The organism is Methylobacterium sp. SD274 (genome assembly GCF_017355285.1).
Classification (GTDB): Bacteria; Pseudomonadota; Alphaproteobacteria; order Rhizobiales; family Beijerinckiaceae; genus Methylobacterium.
This window is the reverse complement of record NZ_JADIJP010000001.1, coordinates 269152-288914: the sequence shown is the minus strand read 5'-3', so window position 1 is coordinate 288914 and position 19763 is coordinate 269152. Positions and strand designations below refer to the sequence as shown.

15 protein-coding genes are annotated in these 19763 nt (G+C 66.5%); 7 read left to right on the top strand and 8 right to left on the bottom strand.

The window, feature by feature from the left end:
* Positions 1–161: 161 nt before the first annotated feature.
* From metH to IPV08_RS01360, 3 genes are all read right to left on the bottom strand, one after another.
* The gene (metH, locus tag IPV08_RS01370; RefSeq protein ID WP_207410275.1) at positions 162–3914 is read right to left on the bottom strand and encodes a methionine synthase; all 3753 of its coding nucleotides are present in this window, start codon (positions 3912–3914) and stop codon (positions 162–164) included.
* A 157-nt stretch (positions 3915–4071) separates the two neighbouring features.
* Positions 4072–4992 (bottom strand): methylenetetrahydrofolate reductase [NAD(P)H], encoded by a 921-nt coding sequence (gene metF / locus IPV08_RS01365; protein ID WP_056432058.1) that lies wholly within the window; start codon positions 4990–4992, stop codon positions 4072–4074.
* A gap of 65 nt (positions 4993–5057) precedes the next feature.
* Positions 5058–6074, bottom strand: a complete 1017-nt coding sequence (locus IPV08_RS01360; protein WP_207410264.1) for a metalloregulator ArsR/SmtB family transcription factor — start codon at positions 6072–6074, stop codon at positions 5058–5060.
* A 176-nt stretch (positions 6075–6250) separates the two neighbouring features.
* Here IPV08_RS01360 and minC (IPV08_RS01355) point away from each other — a divergent pair, with 176 nt between their 5' ends.
* From minC (IPV08_RS01355) to minE, 4 genes are all read left to right on the top strand, one after another.
* Positions 6251–6949, top strand: a complete 699-nt coding sequence (gene minC / locus IPV08_RS01355) for a septum site-determining protein MinC (protein WP_348646053.1) — start codon at positions 6251–6253, stop codon at positions 6947–6949.
* Positions 6950–7070: 121 nt separating this feature from the next.
* Positions 7071–7769 (top strand): septum site-determining protein MinC, encoded by a 699-nt coding sequence (minC, locus tag IPV08_RS01350; protein WP_056432051.1) that lies wholly within the window; start codon positions 7071–7073, stop codon positions 7767–7769.
* A gap of 14 nt (positions 7770–7783) precedes the next feature.
* The gene (gene minD, locus IPV08_RS01345) at positions 7784–8599 is read left to right on the top strand and encodes a septum site-determining protein MinD (protein WP_018045194.1); all 816 of its coding nucleotides are present in this window, start codon (positions 7784–7786) and stop codon (positions 8597–8599) included.
* Positions 8596–8901 carry a cell division topological specificity factor MinE gene (gene minE / locus IPV08_RS01340; RefSeq protein ID WP_018045195.1) on the top strand — a complete coding sequence of 102 codons (306 nt, stop codon included), beginning with the start codon at positions 8596–8598 and terminating at the stop codon, positions 8899–8901. The genes minD and minE overlap by 4 nt, the downstream gene beginning before the upstream one ends.
* A gap of 10 nt (positions 8902–8911) precedes the next feature.
* Here minE and IPV08_RS01335 read toward each other — a convergent pair whose 3' ends face one another.
* Positions 8912–10159 carry a nucleoside transporter C-terminal domain-containing protein gene (locus IPV08_RS01335; protein WP_207410254.1) on the bottom strand — a complete coding sequence of 416 codons (1248 nt, stop codon included), beginning with the start codon at positions 10157–10159 and terminating at the stop codon, positions 8912–8914.
* A gap of 152 nt (positions 10160–10311) precedes the next feature.
* Here IPV08_RS01335 and IPV08_RS01330 point away from each other — a divergent pair, with 152 nt between their 5' ends.
* A complete protein-coding gene (locus IPV08_RS01330; RefSeq protein ID WP_018045197.1) occupies positions 10312–10440 on the top strand; it encodes a hypothetical protein in 129 nt (42 codons plus the stop codon).
* Positions 10441–10682: 242 nt separating this feature from the next.
* Here the strand turns inward: IPV08_RS01330 and IPV08_RS01325 are convergent, their stop codons facing one another.
* The 3 genes from IPV08_RS01325 to IPV08_RS01315 all read right to left on the bottom strand — a co-directional run bounded on the left by IPV08_RS01325 (position 10683) and on the right by IPV08_RS01315 (position 13982).
* On the bottom strand, positions 10683–11003 hold the full coding sequence (locus tag IPV08_RS01325; RefSeq protein ID WP_207410252.1) for a GIY-YIG nuclease family protein: 321 nt from the start codon (positions 11001–11003) through the stop codon (positions 10683–10685).
* A gap of 16 nt (positions 11004–11019) precedes the next feature.
* The gene (locus IPV08_RS01320) at positions 11020–12645 is read right to left on the bottom strand and encodes an ABC-F family ATP-binding cassette domain-containing protein (protein WP_207410250.1); all 1626 of its coding nucleotides are present in this window, start codon (positions 12643–12645) and stop codon (positions 11020–11022) included.
* A 137-nt stretch (positions 12646–12782) separates the two neighbouring features.
* Entirely contained in the window at positions 12783–13982 is a 1200-nt protein-coding gene (locus tag IPV08_RS01315) for a patatin-like phospholipase family protein (RefSeq protein ID WP_200919193.1), read from the bottom strand.
* A gap of 400 nt (positions 13983–14382) precedes the next feature.
* Between IPV08_RS01315 and IPV08_RS01310 the strand changes: the two genes are divergently transcribed.
* Both IPV08_RS01310 and IPV08_RS01305 read left to right on the top strand, forming a co-directional pair.
* On the top strand, positions 14383–15504 hold the full coding sequence (locus tag IPV08_RS01310; RefSeq protein WP_207410248.1) for a histidine kinase dimerization/phosphoacceptor domain -containing protein: 1122 nt from the start codon (positions 14383–14385) through the stop codon (positions 15502–15504).
* The gene (locus tag IPV08_RS01305) at positions 15501–15941 is read left to right on the top strand and encodes a response regulator (RefSeq protein ID WP_056432039.1); all 441 of its coding nucleotides are present in this window, start codon (positions 15501–15503) and stop codon (positions 15939–15941) included. The genes IPV08_RS01310 and IPV08_RS01305 overlap by 4 nt, the downstream gene beginning before the upstream one ends.
* Positions 15942–15951: 10 nt before the next feature.
* Here IPV08_RS01305 and IPV08_RS01300 read toward each other — a convergent pair whose 3' ends face one another.
* The gene (locus IPV08_RS01300; RefSeq protein WP_207410247.1) at positions 15952–19755 is read right to left on the bottom strand and encodes an EAL domain-containing protein; all 3804 of its coding nucleotides are present in this window, start codon (positions 19753–19755) and stop codon (positions 15952–15954) included.
* Positions 19756–19763: the final 8 nt, after the last annotated feature.

Sequence of the window (19763 nt, the reverse complement as noted above, 5' to 3'; positions counted from 1 at the left end):
GCGCTCCGCTCAAGCCATCGATCAAGGGATCGCATTGAAGCGCGACGGAGACCACGGTCAAGCCTCCGCCGGACACACAGAGCGCCATTCCACCAGATCGCGCGGCTTATGCCACGCCTCGGTGAGCCTGCCGCATCGGTCAGGCTCACCGAGATCCGGCGTCATTCGGCGGCCGCCGCGAGGTAGCGGGCCGGGTCGTAGTTGAGGATGGGGCCGAGCCAGCGCTCCACCTCGCGCAGGTCCATGCCCTTGCGCAACGCGTAATCCTCCACCTGATCGCGCTCCACCTTGGCGACGCCGAAGTAATGCGCTTCCGGGTGGGCGATGTAGAGGCCGGAGACCGACGAGCCGGGCCACATGGCATAGCTCTCGGTGAGCTTCACGCCGATGCGCGACTCGGCCTTGAGCAGGTCGAACAGGGTGACCTTCTCGGTATGGTCGGGCTGCGAGGGATAACCCGGTGCCGGGCGGATGCCGGCATATTCCTCGCGCACGAGATCTTCGGGGGCGAAGGTCTCGTCGGCGGCATAGCCCCAGAACTCCTTGCGCACCCGCTCGTGCATGCGCTCGGCCAGCGCCTCGGCGATGCGGTCGGCGAGCGCCTTCACCAGGATCGAACGGTAATCGTCGTTGGCCCGCTCGAAGCGCTCGGCGATCCGCACCTCCTCCAGGCCCGCCGTGACCACGAACCCGCCGACGTAATCGCCGATGCCCGTCTCCTTCGGCGCTACGAAATCGGACAGGCAGGTATTGGCGCGCCCGTCGCGCTTCGACAATTGCTGGCGCAGACCGTGGAAGGTCGCAAGTTTTTCGGAGCGGCTCTCGCCGGTATAGAGCGCGATGTCGTCGCCCACCGAATTTGCCGGCCAGAAGCCGATGATCGCCTTCGGGTTGAACCAGCGCTCATCGACGATCTGCTTCAGCATCTCCTGCGCGTCGTCGAACAGGGCCTTGGCCGCCGGACCCTGGTTCGGGTCCTCGAAGATCGCCGGGTAGCGGCCCTTGAACTCGTAGGTCTGCAGGAACGGCGTCCAGTCGATATACGGCACGAGGTCGGCGACCTCGTAGGAGGAATAGACTCGCACGCCGGTAAAGCTCGGCTTCGTTGGACGGTAACCCGACCAGTCGATCTTGAACGGGTTGGCGCGGGCTTTGGCGAGCGGCAGGCGCTGCTTGTCGAGCTCCGAGCGGGCATGCGCGTCCGAGACCTTGCGGTACTCGGCCTGGATGTTGGCGATGGTGGTGTCCCGCGTCTCCTTCGAGAGCAGGCTGGAGACCACGCCGACCGCACGGCTCGCATCCGTCACGTAGACGGTCTGACCCCGATTGTATGAGGGGTGGATCTTCACCGCCGTGTGGACGCGGCTGGTCGTGGCCCCACCGATGAGCAGGGGAACCGAAAACCCTTCACGCTCCATCTCGGCCGCCACGTGAACCATCTCGTCCAGCGAGGGCGTGATGAGGCCGGACAGGCCGACGATGTCGACATTCTCACGCTTGGCCACGTCGAGGATCTTGGCCGCCGGCACCATCACGCCGAGGTCGATGATCTCGTAATTGTTGCAGGCGAGCACGACGCCGACGATGTTCTTGCCGATGTCGTGGACATCGCCCTTCACCGTCGCCATCAGGATCTTGCCGGCGGCCTGACGCTTGCCGTCGCCGCCATTGGCGAGCTTCTCCGCCTCCATGAAGGGCTCGAGATAGGCCACTGCCTGCTTCATCACGCGGGCGGACTTCACCACCTGCGGCAGGAACATCTTGCCCGAGCCGAACAGGTCGCCGACCACGTTCATGCCGGCCATCAGCGGGCCTTCGATGACGTGGAGCGGACGTTCGACGCCGAGGCGCGCCTCCTCGGTGTCGACGAGGATGTACTCGGTGATCCCGTTGACCAGGGCATGCTCGATGCGCTTCCCCACCGGAGCCTCGCGCCAGGACAGATCGGCCGCCTTGGCCTGGACGCCGCCGCCGGACTTGAAGCGCGCGGCCGCATCGAGCAGCCGGTCGGTGGAATCCTCGCGGCGGTTGAGGACGACATCCTCGCACAGCTCGCGCAGCTCGGCCGGAAGCTCGGCGTAGATCGCGAGCTGGCCGGCATTCACGATGCCCATATCCATGCCGACCTGGATCGCATGGTACAGGAACACCGCATGCATCGCCTCGCGCACGGGCTCGTTGCCTCGGAAGGCGAAGCTGAGATTCGAGATGCCGCCCGAGATATGGGCGTGGGGCAGGGTCTCGCGGATGGTCTTGGTCGCCTCGATGAAGGCGACACCGTAACCGTTATGCTCCTCGATGCCGGTGGCGACGGCAAACACGTTCGGATCGAAGATGATGTCTTCCGGCGGGAAGCCGACCTCCTCGGTCAGCACCTTGTAGGCCTTGGTGCAGATCTCGACCTTGCGCTCATAAGAATCGGCCTGGCCCTGCTCGTCGAAGGCCATGACCACCACGGCGGCGCCGTAGGAGCGGCACACCTTGGCGTCACTGATGAACTTCTCGACGCCCTCCTTCATGGAGATCGAGTTCACGATGGCCTTGCCCTGGACGCATTTGAGTCCGGCCTCGATGACGTGAAATTTCGAGGAATCGATCATCACCGGCACGCGGGCGATGTCGGGCTCGGCGGCCACGAGGTTGAGGAACTCGACCATCGCCTTCTCGGAATCGAGCAGGCCCTCGTCCATGTTGATGTCGATGATGCTGGCGCCCGCCGCCACCTGATCGCGCGCTACGTCGAGGGCGGCCGCGTAGTCGCCGGCGGTGATGAGCTTGCGGAATTTGGCCGAGCCGGTGACGTTGGTGCGCTCGCCAACATTCACGAAGGGGATCTCCTTCGTCAGCGTGAAGGGCTCGAGGCCCGACAGGCGCATCAGGCGGGGCACCTCCGGGATCGCGCGGGGCTTCACGCCCTCCACCGCCTGCGCGATGGCGCGGATATGATCCGGGGTGGTGCCGCAGCAGCCGCCGACCATGTTGACGAGGCCGGCGGTGGCGAACTCACCCACCAGCCTGCCCATGGCTTCGGGGCTCTCGTCATAGAGGCCGAATTCGTTGGGAAGACCCGCATTCGGATAGGCGCAGACCAGGGTGTCGGCGATGCGCGACAGTTCCGAGATGTGGCCGCGCATCTCCTTGGCGCCGAGCGCGCAATTCAGCCCGATGGTGAGCGGGCTGGCATGGCGCAGCGCGTTCCAGAACGCCTCCGGGGTCTGACCCGAAAGGGTGCGGCCGGAAAGATCTGTGATCGTACCCGAGATCATGATCGGCAGGACCATGCCGCGCTCCTCGAACACCGCCCAGGCGGCAGCGACCGCCGCCTTGGCGTTGAGCGTGTCGAAGATCGTCTCGATCAGGATCAGTTCGGCGCCGCCATCCATCAGGCCGCGCACCTGCTCCATGTAGGCGGTCTTGACCCCATCGAAGGTCACGGCACGGTAGCCGGGATTGTTCACGTCCGGCGAGATCGACAGGGTGCGGTTCGTCGGGCCGATGGCGCCGGCCACGAAGCGGCGGCGGCCATCCTGCTTCTCGGCCAGTGCGGCGGCCTCGCGGGCGAGGCGCGCGCCTTCCGCGTTCAGCTCGTGGATGATCGATTCCATGCCGTAATCGGCCTGGGCGATGGTGGTGCCCGAGAAGGTGTTGGTCTCGCAGACGTCGGCGCCGGCCAGGAAATAGTCGAGGTGGATCTGCCGGATCGCGTCGGGCTGGGTCAGGATCAGGAGGTCGTTGTTGCCCTTCTGGTCGTGGCCGTGATCGAGGAACCGCGCCCCGCGGAAATCCGCTTCGCCATAGCCGAGGCGCTGGATCACGGTGCCCATCGCCCCATCGAGGACGAGGATTTTTTCCGCTGCCCGCTGGCGCAGGGCGGTTTCGATCTCTTTTCCGTCAACGGGGCGGAGGTCTGTCATGGGGTCTCTCAAGTTCCGTCGCAGATGATCCCCCTCCCCCTTGTGGGGAGGGGTCAGGGGTGGGGGTGGCCGCGAAGATGTCGCGCCGTATCCGACACCACCCCCACCTCCAGCTCCTCCCCACAAGGGGGAGGAGAGGCCCCCGTCCAAAGGTCGTTCAGGCCGCCTTCGCCGCCGCCACCTTCGGCGCCTGCGCGCGCAGGCCGAGGAGATGGCAGATGGCATAGACGAGGTCGGAGCGGTTCATCGAGTAGAAATGGAAGTCGTTGACCCCCTCGTCCACCAGATCGAGCACCTGCTCGGCCGCCACCGCCGCCGCGATCAGCCGGCGGGTATCGACATCGTTGTCCAGCCCCTCGAACCGGGCGGCCAGCCAGTACGGCACCGAGGCGCCGGTGCGGCGGGCGAAATTGGCGGATTGCTTGAAGTTCTGCACCGGCAGGATGCCGGGGATGATCGGGATTTCGATCCCCGCCGCCCGTACCTTCTCCACGTAGCGGAGATAGACGTCGTTCTCGAAGAAGAACTGCGTGATCGCCTGGTCGGCGCCCGCATCGACCTTGGCCTTCAGCGCGTCGATATCGGCGTCGAGCGTGGCGGCCTCGGGGTGCTTCTCGGGATAGGCCGAGACCGAGACCTTGAAGTCGCCGATGCGCTTGATGCCCGCCACCAGATCGCTGGTCCTGGCATAGCCGCCCGGATGCGGCCGATAGGCGGTGCCGACGCCGTCCTGCGGGTCGCCGCGCAGGGCCACGATGTGGCGTACCCCGGCATCCCAATAGGATTGCACGACTTCGTCGATCTCCTCGCGGGTGGCGTCCACGCAGGTGAGATGGGCGGCGGGCTTGAGGCTCGTCTCCTTGATCATCCGCGCCACGGTGTTGTGGGTGCGCTCGCGGGTGGAGCCGCCGGCCCCATAGGTCACCGAGACGAATTTCGGCTGGAGCGGGGCGAGCCGCTCGATCGACGACCACAGGACCTTCTCCATCTCGTCGGTCTTCGGCGGGAAGAACTCGATGGAGACCTGGATCGGACGGTAGCCGTCGCGGCTGGCGCGGTGATGGGAAGCGGTAGGCATCGGGTCGTCCTCAAGATCTTTCGGTTCAGACGTGTGTCGTCGAGGCGGGAATCCGTGGCGGCCGGTCAGGCCACCGCGCGCTCCGCCTCGGAAGCGAGGGTCGGCTCGGCCGCCGAGGCGGCGAGCCAGAGGGTCACGGTGAGCTGGTGCCCGCTCTCGTCGGCCGGGGCGAGATGGCGTGTCGCCACCATGCCGAGCCCGGCATCGGCGAGCCAGCCCGTCACCTGCTCGGCGGCGAAGCCAAGGCGGCGATGGGCCTGCTCCTCGCGCAGGAATTCGAGATCGTGCGGCGCGAAATCCACGACGAGAAGCCGGCCTCCGGGGGCCACGAGCCGTGCCGCCTCGCGGAGCGCACGGGCGGGGTCGTCGAGATAATGCAGCACCTGATGCACTACCACGAGGTCGAAGCTGCCCCGGCCGAAGGGCGGTGCATGGATGTCACCCTGGCGCAGGTCCACGCCGGACAGGCCGGCCCGCTCCAGATTGGCGCGGGCGACGGAGAGCATGGCATGGCTCGAATCGAGCCCCGTGGCGCGGGAGGCCCTGGGGGCGAGAAGTCCGAGCATCCGCCCCGTGCCGGTGCCGAGATCGATCAGGCTCCGCACCGGCCGCGATCCGAGGGCGTCGATCACCGCCGCCTCCACCATCGCCTCCGGCACGTGGAGCGAGCGGAGCTGGTCCCATTTCGGGGCGAGGCGGGCGAAGAAGCTCTGCGCGGCATCCGCGCGCTGGGCCCGCACACCCTCCAACCGGGCCCGATCCTCGGACAGAGGCGGGCTCGACCGGTCGAGACCGCCGACCAGGGGCTCCACCAGCCCGGTCCTCGCCTCGATGAGACGGAAGAACGCCCAGGCTCCCTCGCGATGCCGCTCCACCAGACCCGCCTCGACGAGAAGCTTGAGATGGCGCGAGATGCGGGGCTGTGACTGGCCGAGGATGTCGGTGAGATCGGAGACCGACAATTCCCCCTGCATCAACAGAGCGAGGATGCGCAGGCGCGTCTCTTCCGCGGTGGCGCGCAGCACACCGAGGGCATCGGAGAAGGGAAGGACGACTATCGCCTTGGCGCTCTTTTGAGACATAAAGATATCTTTATGTTCGATTAGGACGCATGGCAAGGGGAAACGGCGGCTGGCCGGAGGCATGAGAGAAACAGGCGTGGGCGACGATGCCGGGAGGGGAGCGTTCCGGGCGATCTGCCGATATGGTCGGCTCAAGAAGTCCCTTTTCGATTCCGGAACAACAGAAACGCCCCCGCGTGACCCAGCCGAATTCCCGTCCCCCGATCCGTTTCCGTGGCCGCTCCTTCATGGCCCTGGTGCTGGCCCCCTCGGCACCGGTGCATGACTGGCTCGAAGACCTCGACGCGCTGTCCCGGCGCTCCCCCGCCTTCTTCGTGGGGCGCCCGGTGATCCTCGACGTGTCCGGTCTCGGCCTCGACCGCGCGGACCTCACCGCCCTGGTCTCCGAACTCAAGGCCCGCGACGTCACCGTGATGGGGATCGAGGGAGCCAAATCCGGCAGCCTCGGCGAGGGGCTGCCCCCCGCCCCGGCCGGCGGACGGCCGGTGGACGAGGTCGCCACCCCGGACGCGCCCGCGCCGACGCAGGTGGAGGCGCCGCGCCCCTCCCGCTCGCTGATCCTCGACCAGCCGGTCCGGTCGGGCCAGACGATCCTGCATCTCGAAGGCGACATCACCATCATGGGATCGGTGGCCTCCGGCGCGGAAGTGATCGCCGGCGGCTCCATCCATATCTATGGAGCGCTGCGAGGGCGGGCGATCGCGGGCGCATCCGGCAATCCCGATGCCCGCATCACCTGCCGAAAGTTCGAGCCGGAACTGCTCGCCATCGACGGTCTCTACCGGACGGCCGACGATCTCGGGCCGGACCGCCGGGGCCAGCCGGCGCAGATCCGCCTGGAAGGCGATGCGATCAAGGTCGCCGCGCTGGAGTAGCGCCGACACAGGAACCCGGGATCGCAGGATTATAGGGTCACAGGATCACAGAAAGCCGGCTCGTTAACCAAGCGGTAACCATAAGGACCGTCAATGGTTCGGTAAGGAATCGCGAGAGCCCGTGACACACGCCCCTCCATCCCGCCGATCCGTGACGCTACGAGGCCGTGCCTTCAAGGCACTCGTCCTGGCTCCGGAAGCTCCGCTTCCCGATTGGTTCGCCGATCTGGACGCCTCGCTGAAGCGGTCGCCGACCCTGTTCGACGGCCGCCCCCTCATCCTCGACATCGCGGCGCTCGGGTCTGACCCGGACGTGGTGGGCAAGCTGCTGGCCGATCTCGGCACCCGCCGCATCCGCATCCTCGGCATCGAGGGCGCGGAAGCCACGCTCTCGGGCAAGACCCTGCTCGACGGCATCGCCCTCCCCCCGCTTCTGGTGGCGGGACGGCCGGCGACCAGCATCGAGATCCCGGGCGATGCCGAGCCCGAGACGACCTCCCTCATGATCGAAGGGTCGGTCCGTTCCGGCCAGTCCATCGTGCATCCGACCGGGGACGTCACCGTCATGGGTTCGGTCGCCTCCGGCGCCGAGATCCTCGCCGGCGGCTCGATCCACGTCTACGGCGCATTGCGGGGGCGCGCCATCGCCGGCGCCGCCCGCAACCCCCGCGCCCGCATCTACTGCCGCAAGTTCGAGCCCGAATTGCTCGGGATCGATCGCCTCGTCCGCACGGCCGAGGACATGGGCACGACCCTGCGCGGGAAACCCGTGCAGATCTGGCTCGATAGCGGCTCCATCAAAATGGCAACCTTGGATTAAGGAGAGATACGAACATGGCCAAGGTTCTGGTCGTTACTTCGGGCAAGGGCGGCGTCGGCAAGACGACCACCACAGCGGCTCTCGGCGCAGCACTCGCGCAGGCCGGACAGAGCGTCGCCGTCGTCGATTTCGACGTCGGCCTGCGTAACCTCGACCTCGTGATGGGCGCCGAGCGGCGCGTGGTCTACGACCTCATCAACGTGGTCAACGGCGACGCCAAGCTCAACCAGGCGCTGATCCGCGACAAGCGGCTCGAGAACCTGTCGCTGCTGCCCGCCTCGCAGACCCGCGACAAAGACGCCCTGACAGACGAGGGCGTCGCCAAGGTGATGGAAGAGCTGCGCGAGAAGTTCGACTGGGTGATCTGCGATTCCCCGGCCGGCATCGAGCGCGGAGCCACCCTGGCCATGCGTCACGCCGACCTCGCCGTCGTCGTCACGAACCCGGAAGTCTCCTCGGTCCGCGATTCCGACCGGATCATCGGTCTCCTGGATTCCAAGACGCTGAAGGCCGAGCGCGGCGAGGTGATGGAGAAACACCTCATCCTCACCCGCTACGACCCCGCCCGCGCCGATCGCGGCGACATGCTGAAGGTCGACGACGTGCTCGAGATCCTCTCGATCCCGCTGCTCGCCATCATCCCCGAGAGCCTGGAAGTGCTGCGCGCCTCCAATGTCGGCTGCCCGGTGACGATGAACAACCCGCTCAGCGCCCCGGCCCGGGCCTATATCGATGCCGTCCGCCGCCTCAAGGGCGATACCGTGCCGATGACCGTGCCGTCCGACAAGAAGTCTCTCCTCAACAAGCTGTTCACCCGGAGGGCGGCATGAGCCTGCGCAACCTCTTCAGCAAACGCGCCTCGGCCCCCACGGCCCGCGACCGTCTCCAGCTGATCCTGGCCCATGAACGGGCCGGGGCCGGCGGTTCCGACCTGGTGATGCTCCTGCGGGAGGAGATCCTCGCCGTCATCGCCAAGCACGTGACGGTGGAGCGGGACAAGGTCCAGATCCGCCTGGAACGGGGCCAGGACATGTCGACCCTCGGCGTCGACATCGAACTCCCGGTCACGGCTCCGGCCAAGGCCGCCCCGGCAGCGGCCAAGCCGTCCAAGGCCAAGCGCGCCGCCGCGTGAGGGTCCGCCGTCAGCCGATGAACAGGCCGGCGATGGTCGCACTCGTCAGGTTCGACAACGTACCAGCCAGGATCGCGCGCATTCCATAGCGTGCGATCTCGGACCTCCTCTCGGGGACGAGGCTCGCCAGACTCGCGAGCTGGATCGCGATGGAGGCCAGATTGGCGAAGCCGCACAGGGCGAAGCACAGGATGGCCGTCGTCCGGGCATCGAGCGTACCGGCCTTGAGCACCGGCGAGAGTTGCGCATAGGCCAGGAACTCGTTGAAGGCGATCTTCTGCCCGATGGCGCCGCCGACCAGACCCGCCTCGCTCCAGGGCACGCCCATGAGCCAGGCCAGCGGCGCGAAGGCGAGCCCGAGTACTCCCTCGATACTGAGAGACGGATAACCGACCAGTCCGCCGCCCCATCCGGCAATGCCGTTGAGAAGGGCGATGAGCCCGGTGAAGGCGATCAGCATGGCGCCCACCGAGACCGCGATGACGAGGCCCTTCTGCGTGCCGTCGGCCGCCGCCTCGATGAGGTTCACCGCCCGTGTCTCGGCGAATTCCACCCGCATCGTCGTCACCCGCGTCGGTTCCGTCGAGGGCATCAGGATCTTGGCATAGAGAAGCCCGCCGGGAATTGCCATGACACCGGCGGCCAGCAGATACTCCATCGGCACACCCAAGGCGGCGTAGCCGGCCAGGATCGATCCGGCGGTGGAGGCGGCCCCGCTCGACATGACGGCGAACAACTCGGCCCCGGTCAGCAGGATCAGGAACGGCCGCAGGGCCACGGCGATCTCGCTCTGGCCGATGACGATGGTGATGACGGCCGAGAAGGTCTCGATGGGCGAGGTGCCGAGCACCCGCTGGAGTCCGGCCCCGATGAGGCGGGCCAGGGTCTGCATCACCCTCAGATGATACAGGATCGCGATCAGCGCAGAGACGTAGAGAATCTGCGGCAGGACCCGCAGGGCCAGGATGAAGCCACTGCCGCCGAAGAGTTCGAACATGCGCGGCTCGACGAGGCCGCCGAACAGGAACAGGACCCCGCGATCGCCATAAGCCAGAATTGTCTGGACGAGGGTGGAGGCCGCGTAGAGGACCTGCCGCCCCACGGGCACGAACAGCACGACGGCGCCGATCGCGATCTGCAGGGCGAGGGCCGAGATGACGGTGCGGGGTCGGATCGCCCGGCGGTTGGTGGAGAACAGGATCGCGATCGCGAGGAGCAGCGCCAGGCTCGCGCCGGCATGGAGCAGTCGCTCGGTCATCGTGTCCCCTCTTTCGGCCCGAGAGGAGCAAGGGCGATGCCGGGACGGGCGCACGTCATCTGGGGGTTCATCCGGAACGGGAGGACGTCCGGCGTGTTGACCGTCAAGCTGCGCCGTAATGCGGCGCATAACCGGTTTGAAGGGATACAGCCATGAGCCTCATCGGACGCCTCGTCACCAAGCTTCTCGGCAACGACAACCGCCCCGTCGTCCGCGACGACCGCAACTACGATTCGAGCAACCCGATCGGCCGCCTCGTGACGAAGATCCTGCGGAAGTAAGCTCGACGAACAATCACTCTCCCCGCACGCGGGGAGAGGGAAGCAATGCCCCCGTCTTCTTTGTGGCGGGGCGGCAGCCGGGGGTGAGGGGCGATCCCGGAGGAGTTTCCCACAGAACCGCTCCTCACGTCCCACCACGAACCTCATCCTGAGGTGCCGCGTGAGCGGCCTCGAAGGAGCCCTCCAGTCATCGCAATGCAGACTGGAGGGCTCCTTCGAGGCTTTCGCGTTGCGAAAGCGCCTCAGGATGAGGTCGGCGGGTCGGAAGTCCCTTCATGGCGCGGACGCTTCGCCAATTTTTGCAAGGCATCCCAGTCACTGGCGATGAGGGCTTCCTTCTTCGCCCGGCTCCAACCTTTCAGCCTGCGCTCGAAAGCAATGGCATCGGTGATCCATTCGAATTGAGCGGCATACACCAGAGCAACGGGGCGACGGCTGCTGGTATAACCGGGAAACGTGCCGGCGTGATGATCACCAAGTCGCTTGTCCAGGGATTCGCCGCGCGCCGATCCGACATAGTAGCTACCGTCGGCACAGCGCAGGATGTAGACAAAAGCCGGCACGCGACAGAATCTATCCTCACGCCGCCTTGCGCTTGTTCTTCTTCTCCCGACCCTGGCCGGGCGCGGTCTTGCCGGTTTTCGACCGGTCGAGGACGAAGCGGGCGTAATCGTCCATGTCGCCGGCGAAGGGCTTCACGGTCCGGTCTGCCGCGAGCCAGAGGCGGTCGGCCACCAGTTCCATCAGCGAACGGTCGTGGGTGATGAGGATGACGGCGCCGCCGTAATCGTTCAGCGCGTCGAGCAAGGCCCGGCGGCTGTCGATGTCGAGATGGTTCGTCGGCTCGTCGAGGATGAGCAGGTGGGGTGCCTGCATCGCCACGAGATTGAGCAGGAGTCTCGCCCGCTCGCCACCCGAGAGCGCGTCGACCGTGGTCTCCTGCTTGTCGAAGGCGAGGCCGAAACTGGCGAGCTTCGCGCGGCGCCCGGATTCGCTGTCGTCCGGCCGCTCGCGGCGGATGATGTCGAGGGGCGTGTCCTTCGGGTCGAGGGCTTCGATCTGGTGCTGGTGAAACCAGCCGACCTGCACCCGGCCCTCGCGCACCATGCGCCCGTCCCGCACCTTCAGGGCGCCGGCCGCCATCTTGGCGAAGGTCGACTTGCCGGCACCGTTCACCCCCAGCAATCCGATCCGGTCATCGACGTCGAGGGTCAGGTTGAGGTCGCGCAGCACCGGCTCGTCATTGCCATAGCCGATGGTGGCATCGGTGAGATGCATCAGCGGCGGCGCCAGCGGACGCTTCGGCGAAGGCAGGTGGAACGGGGCCACATGCTCCTCGATGGTGGTGGAGATCGGCTCCATCTTGGCGAGACGCTTCATGCGCGACTGGGCCTGCGCCGCCTTGGAGGCCGACGCCTTGAACCGGTCGACGAAGCTCTGCAAATGAGCGCGCTCGGCGTCCTGCTTCATCTTGGTCGAGGCCTGCAGCCGCGCCTTCTCGGCCCGGCGCTTCTCGAAATCGTCATAGCCGCCGGTGTAGAGTTCGAGCTTGCCGTTGGCGACGTGAAGGATCGCGTCCACCGAGTTGTTCAGAAGCTCGCGGTCGTGGCTGATGATCAGCGCCGAATGCGGATAGCGCTTCAGCCGCGCCTCCAGCCACAGCGCGCCCTCCAGATCGAGGTAGTTGGTGGGCTCGTCGAGGAGCAGCATGTCCGGCTCGGCGAAGAGCGCGGCGGCCAGCGCCACGCGCATGCGCCAGCCGCCGGAGAATTCCGACATCGGCCGGGTCAGGTCCTCCACCGAGAAGCCGAGGCCGGCGAGAATTTCGCCCGCCCGGGCCGGCGCCCGGTCGGCGTCGATCTCGATCAGCCGGCCGTAGATCTCGCCCATGCGCTCGGGCTCGGCGGTTTCGAGTTCGAGGTTCAGGGCCTCGCGCTCGATATCCGCGGCCAGGATGGTGTCGATGAGGGTGACGGGGGTCGCCGGATGCTCCTGGTCGACGGAGGCGACGCGGGCATTCTTCGGCAGCAGGATCACGCCGCTATCGGGCTGGAACTCGCCGAGGATGATCTTGAACAGGGTCGATTTGCCGACACCGTTGCGGCCGACGAGCCCGACCTTCGATCCGGGCGGGACGGCCACGCTCGCGCGGTCGAAGAAGCGCCGGCCCCAGGCGCTGAAAGTGAGGTCTTCGATCTGAATCATGGGTCAACGGCCAAACGCAGGGGAGATGCGGGCCGGTGGCCACACGGGAGGATGTTCATCATCCTATCGCAGTGCAGCAACGAGCGCGAGAGCGGGCGGCGCAGGGCACCACCCCACCGGGGGATGGTGCCGGCCGGTCAGTTCCGCGCGGCGCCGGCGGCGATCGCCTTGACGAGGGGAGCGGTGGGGACGTTCTTCTGCCAGAAGCTTCCGGTCCGTCCGGTCTCGCGCCCTCTCTCGTAGAGCTGGCGCATGTAGCCGGTGTCGAAGCCCCGCGCCGTGGTCGTGTTCGGCGCAGCCTCGTCGATATAGGTGAGGTTGAAGCCCATGCCGCTGCCGCGGGTGAAGGCGTAGGTGGCCGCCAGGGTGGCGCGGCTGCGCGCCCGGCTCGCGGTGGTGAAGGAGCGCTCGACGATGGACAGCGTGTTGTTCTGCGCCACGTCGAATTCCGGCTCGAGGCGTCCGTTGATGATGACGTAGATGTCGGTCTTGCCCGCCGTCCGCAGGCGGTTGTCCCGCAGTAGGAACGATTGCGGGAGGGTGAAGACCGGCGTCACCACCGACCCGTCCACATGCATCTCCTGGAAGGCCCTGCCCTCGGCCTGCACGTCGAGGAGCTGGGGCGGGAACACGGCCGGGATGCTGGCGGAGGCCGTGAGCACATCCGTGAACAGCGAGACGGCATTGGGACCGCCATTGGCCGCGATGGCGCCCATGTTCCAGATGACGGCGCGCTGGGAATCGAGGTTCGTCGTCACCACGAGGAGGCGGCGGCCCTTGGCGTGCTGCTCCGCGATGGCGGCGAGCAGGTCGGGCGTCACGTAGCGACGCACGAGATCGCGCAGGCGGCCATCCCCGAACAGGCCCGATCCGAACACGATGTTGGCCACGCTCGGCGATTGGACCAGGGTCGAGGCGACGCCGCTCGTATAGATGTCGGTGAGGGTGGAATCGTAGGCCGGCCCGAGGAAGGCGAAGGGCGCGATCAGCGCGCCGGTGCTGACACCGGAGACGAGGGCGAATTCGGGCCGCTTGCCGGATTCCGACCAGCCGTTGAGGATACCGGCGCCGTAGGCTCCGTCACCGCCGCCGCCCGACAGGGCGAGGTAGGCGAAGGCGCGCTTCGAGCGCTCCGGCCGCGCCACCATTTCGGTGAAGGTGCTCTCCGACGCGTCGGCATAGGCGCGCACGCTGAGATCCATGCCGGAAGGAACCGCGGCGGCGGCTTGATCGGCGGTGTAGGCCACGCGCGGGATCGATCCGCAGGCGGCCAATTGCGCGGCCACCGCGAGCGCGGCCGCGCCCTTGACCCATCCGAACCGGCGAGATGTCGACATGACGGGATGATCCTGGCGTTCGACCGGCAACGGAGCAGTCAAGCTCGACCATAACGAGCTTGACCATTCTACCGTTCCGGGGTTCGGCGGGCAATCATCGCTCCCCCGGTCGTGCCGAAACGTTGAGCACGTGATGGAACAGCAACGGTTATCCCGCCGTGTTCAGGCACACGCTCCGTAAGAAATGCATCAAAAGAGGGGAAACAGAACCAAAAGACGAAGCTTGTCGATTGAAAGACGTACTCTATGTCGTTGATCTCAGCTCATAACGGCTTTGTCGCCAAACTTTCGCGCGTCATGACGGATCGATGCGGATCCTCGTGATACTGAAGGCAACCTTGTCGTGACTGACGACATTTGCTCTGGCCGCGAGACGCGCCGGTCAGCACAGGAAGGCAAAATGGAACCGGACGACGCCTGGCACCTCACCGACCGATTGGGGGCCGAGCACGGCAGGGGCGATCCTTTCGCGGCGGCCATCCGCGCGACGCGCATGGCGATGCTGATCACCGACCCCCGGCAGGATGACAATCCCATCGTCTTCGTCAACGATGCGTTTCTCAAGATGACCGGCTACAGCCGGCCCGAGATCATGGGCCAGAATTGCCGCTTCCTGCAGGGCGAGCAGACGGATCCCGGCACCGTGCGCAAGATCCGTGACGCGGTCACGGCCAAACGCGACATCGCCGTCGACATCCTCAATTATCGCAAGGACGGCACCCAGTTCTGGAACGCGCTGTATGTCAGCCCGGTGATCAACGACGACGGCGAGACGGTGTATTTCTTCGCCTCGCAGCTCGACGTCTCGGACCGGATCGACACGCTCATGCAGACGCGCAACGAAAGACTGCATTTCGAGCGCGAGGTACAGAAGCGCACGAAAGAGCTGACCGAAGCGCTGGCCGCCAAGACGATGCTGGTCCACGAGGTGGACCACCGGGTGAAGAACAACCTCCAGATGATCGCCTCGCTGCTCACCCTGCAGACGCGGACTATCACCGACCCCGATGCGAAGGCGTCGCTCAAATCCATGCTGGCCCGCGTCGAAGCCCTCGGCACGGTGCACAAGCGGCTCTACCAGTCCAACGACGTCCAGCGTTTCGACGTCGCCGCCTTCGCGCGCGAACTCGCCGTCGATCTGGTGCGTGGCTCCGGGCGGCAGGGGATCGAGCTCGATTTCGACCTCGTTCCCGTCGAGGTCGCCGTCGAACAGGCGCCGCCGGTCGCCCTCGTCATGAACGAGCTGCTCACCAACGCACTGAAACACGCGTTCCCACGCGATGCCACAGGCCAGCTGTCGCTTTCGGTGAAGCCCGAGGGCGACATGATCCGCATCACGATCGCCGATGACGGGATCGGCATGCCGCCGGACGTGGCTCGAGACCGGACTTTCGGGAAACGCCTGATCGAGAGCCTTGTGCGCCAGCTGAATGCCGCTATCGCTTGGCATCAGGCCGAGCCCGGGACGCGGATCGAGATCCGCCTCCCCCGCGACGGGACCGGCAACAGGAACGCACCGTGAGTGAACCTCTGCGGATCGTCGTCGTCGAAGACGAAGCCCTGATCGTGATGCAGCTCGAAATGCTGCTGGAAGAAGCCGGACACGAGGTCGTGGGCACGGCGGTATCCGCGAGCGACGCCATCGCGGTGGCCCGCCGGACGCGGCCCGACATCGTCCTCATCGACCTGCAACTCAAGGGCGGCTCGTCCGGTCTCGACGTGGCCAGGAATCTGGCCGACGAGCCCACGATGACCCTGGTCTTCCTCACCGCGAATGCCAGCCGCTTTCACGACGACTTCGCCGGTGCGGTGGCGGTGATCGCCAAGCCGTTCTCGGAAGCCGTCATCGGGGACACGATGATCTTTCTCGAGGAATGTATCCGAACCCCGCCGCCGGTCACCACCCTGCCCCTCGGCCTTCGGCTCGCGCCGGGTTATCTCGCCAGTCTCGGCGCCTGATCCCTCGGCGTCAGGCGGCCCTCTCGGCGCAGGACAGCCTCGCGATGACGCCCGGCAGGTCCCGCGCCGGAACGGGCTTGCTGAAGAAGTAGCCCTGGACCTCGCCGCATCCCTCCGCCCGCACCAGATCGAGCTGGGCACGGGTCTCCACGCCTTCCGCCGTGATCGTGGTCCCGCGACGTTCGCCGAGCCCGACGATGGCGCGCACGATTGCGGCCGTGTCCGCATCGGCGATCTCGCGGATGAAGGAACGGTCGATCTTGATCTTGTCGAAGGGGAATTGCCGCAGATAGCTGAGGGACGAATAGCCCGTCCCGAAATCATCGAGGGCGATCCGGACGCCGAGGTAGCGCAGGCGGTGCAGGCAGCCGATCACCGCCTCGGTATCCTGGATCAGGACGCTTTCGGTGATTTCCAGTTCTAGCCTGTCCGCCGCAAGGCCCGAGGCCGAGAGGGCCATGATCACGCATTGTTCGAGGCCCGGCTCGCGAAACTGCATCGCCGAGACGTTGACCGCGATCCGGGCGGAATGGGCCCATGAGGCGGCTTCCCGGCAGGCCTCGCGCAGGGCCCAGTTTCCAAGATCGATGATCAGACCCGTCTCTTCGGCGATCTCAATGAAGGTGGCGGGCGGGATCATCCCACGGGTGGGATGCGGCCAGCGCATCAGCGCTTCGACGCCGCTCACCGTGTCCGTCTCGAGATCGACCACGGGCTGGTAATGCAGAATGAGGTCGCCGCGCAGCACGGCCTGGCGAAGATCGACCTCGAGCTGAAGCCGCTCCTCAATCGCCGCGTCCATGCCGGCTTCATAGACGCGGAACGTGTTCCGACCGCCGGCCTTGGCGCGATAGAGCGCGAGATCGGCATGCCGCAGGAGAGGGTCGGCCTCGAGCCCGTCGGCTGGCGCGTGGGCGATGCCGATGCTGATCCCGATATTGGCGAGTTGACCGTCCAGCTTGATCGGCTGGGCAATGGAATCGATCACCCTGCGGGCGATCTCGGTGGGTTGGTCACTCCGGTCCAGATCGACCAGAATGATGCCGAATTCGTCGCCTCCGAGGCGGGAGACCATGTCGCCGGGCTTCACCACGTCGGTCAGGCGCTCGGCGACGACCTTCAGGAGCGTATCGCCCGCCAAATGCCCGAGCGTGTCGTTGATGGCCTTGAACCGGTCGAGGTCGAGACAGAGTACCGCCGTCGCGCAGCCGCCTTTCCCAACCGTCGCGAGCACCTGTTTCAGACGATCGTGGAACACCGATCTGTTGGGCAGGCCCGTCAAGGCGTCGTGGCGGGCGAGATGGGCGATCCGCTGGTCGGCCTCCTTGCGCGCCGTGATGTCGATATAGGTTCCCACGAAACGGATCGGGGCACCGTCGGCGGCGCGGGTGACGACCTTGCCGCGGGCGAGGAGCCAGCTATGGCCGCCGACCTTGTTGCGAACCCGGACCTCGATTTCGAAAGCCGGTAGGCGGCCTTCGAAATGAGCGGTCGCGGCGACGTGGCAAGCCGCCATGTCGTCCGGGTGGATCAGGGACTGGACGTAGCTGAAAGACTTGCCGAATTCACCGGGCTCGTAGCCGAGCATGCTCTGGGAGCGGTCGGAGAACCAGACCGCGCCGGTCTGGAGATCGGCGTCCCACAACCCGTCCCTGCCGCTGTCGAGGGCGAGAGCGAGCCGTTCCTCGCTCACGCGCAGGCGGGCATCACTGGCCCGGAACGCCTCCTCGGTCTCCTTGCGGGCCGTAATATCGAGATTCATGCCGACGAAGCGGCAGACCTCGCCCGTCCGCGGATCGAGGACGGCGCGGCCGAACCCCTGGAACCAGCGGCATTCACCGGTCGACGGGTGGAGGGCGCGGAACTCCACCCTGTGATTTGTGCGCGTGGCGATGGCCCGGCGGGCCTCGTTCCGAACCCGGATCACGTCCTCGTCCGGTACGTTCCGCTCCCACTCCTCCATGGTCATCGAAAGGCCGGCGGCCGGATCGGCCTCGTCGAGCGGCAATCCCTGCATCCGCGCGCTTTCCTGGGATTGCCAGACCCGACCCGTGACCAAGTCCCACTCCCAGACCCCTGCCTCCGCCGCGTCCTGCGCCAGACGCAGCAGGTCGCCCGTCCGCTCCAGCGCGATCCTGGCGGTGATGATGTCGTCGATATCGAGGGCCGTGGCGAGCCATCCGGGCGCGCCGTCGAGGAGGCGGATCGGACGCTTGCTGACCTTGTGCCAGCGATAGACGCCGTCGGCGCGGCGGATGCGGATCTCGAAATCGTAGTCCTGCCACGCTTTGTGACGGTCGCACACGTCGCCATAGACGCGATCGCGATCGTCGGGGTGGTAGGATTCGACCCGCTCCAGCAGCGAAACGAGGGGCCGTCCGTAATAACGGTCGCAATGGCGGTTGCAGTAGGTGGTGTCGTCCCGATCGTTCGTGATCCAGACCATCTGAGGCAGGAAATCGGCGAGCAGGCGGTAGGACGCCTCGCTCTCGCGCAATGAGCGTTCGGCCATCTGGCGGGCGGTGACGTCGGCGAATGTGTAGACGGTGCTGCCGTCGGCCAGCGGCACACCGCAGAGTTCGAGGAGGGTCTCGTCCCGCTGCTGGTGCTCGCCGGTGGCGCCCGCTTCGCCGCGTTCGCGTCTCGCCTCGCGGACGCCCCTGTCCAGAACTGCGGGAAGCGTCCCGTCCCGCTCGGCGATGAAGTGGCGGACATCGTCGAACGGCGCGCCGTCGTGCAGCATTCCCGGCGGCAGGTCGAGCAGCAGGTTCAGCCGCTCGTTATGAACCCGGACCCGGTCATCCATATCGACCATGACGAGGCCCTCGTCGATGCTTTCCAGGGTGATGCGCAGAAGGTTCGTCGTTTCGCGCAAATGCTGGTCGGAACGGGCCAGTTCGGTGACGTCGAGGCAGATTCCGGAAATGGCACGGATGGCTCCGGTCGGGTCGCGCTCGACGATTCCCCGTTCGGTGACGACCCTGCATTCCCCGCCCGGGCGGATGATGCGCGACCGGTGCTCGTAATCGTCGCGGGCGAAGGCGCCCACCCCCGCCACGGCTTCGTCGAGATGCCAGCGCACACGCTCCCTGTCCTCCGGATGGTAGAAGGCCAGATGCTCGTCGAGGGGAATCCAGGCAGGGTCGACGGGCTCGCGACGGTGGATCCGCGCCATTCCCTCGGACCATTCGACCCGCCCTTCGGGGATGTGGATACGCCAATGTCCGAACCCTGCGATCTCCTCGGCCAAGCGCTGGGAGTCCAAGGCGGCCCGGAGAAGCGCTTCACGGCGCGTGAGGATGGATGTCACGCGCTGGCGCTCGCACAGCTCGGCCTCGCGCTCCACATTGGCGTCATGGAGACGCAGATGCCCGGTGACGATGAGGGCGAGGTCCCGCAACTGGAGCAGCTGCTCCTCGGTGAGATCCGGACGCGGCACGGTATCGATCAGGCAGAGCGTACCGGCCCGGTGCCCGGGACGATGCGCCAGAGGCATGCCGGCATAGAATCGGGCCCGGAACTCCCCCTTCGCTAGGGGATGATCGGCAAAACGAGGATCGGCGAGGAGATCGCGGATCACGACCGGCCTGTCGGCCTTGCCGGCGATGTGGTGTGAAGTGACCGCATCGTCTCGATCCTGCTCGGCCTCCCCGGTCCCCGGTCCGGCCTTCAGGGGAAGAAAGTCGGTATCGGCGAGGGGAACGAGGACGATCGGAACACGAAACAGAGTGGCCGCAATACGGCACACGGCGTCGAGATGAAACTCGGGGTCACGGTCGATCCATGATGTGGAATCCGGTCCGACAGCGTCCACGCCTTCTT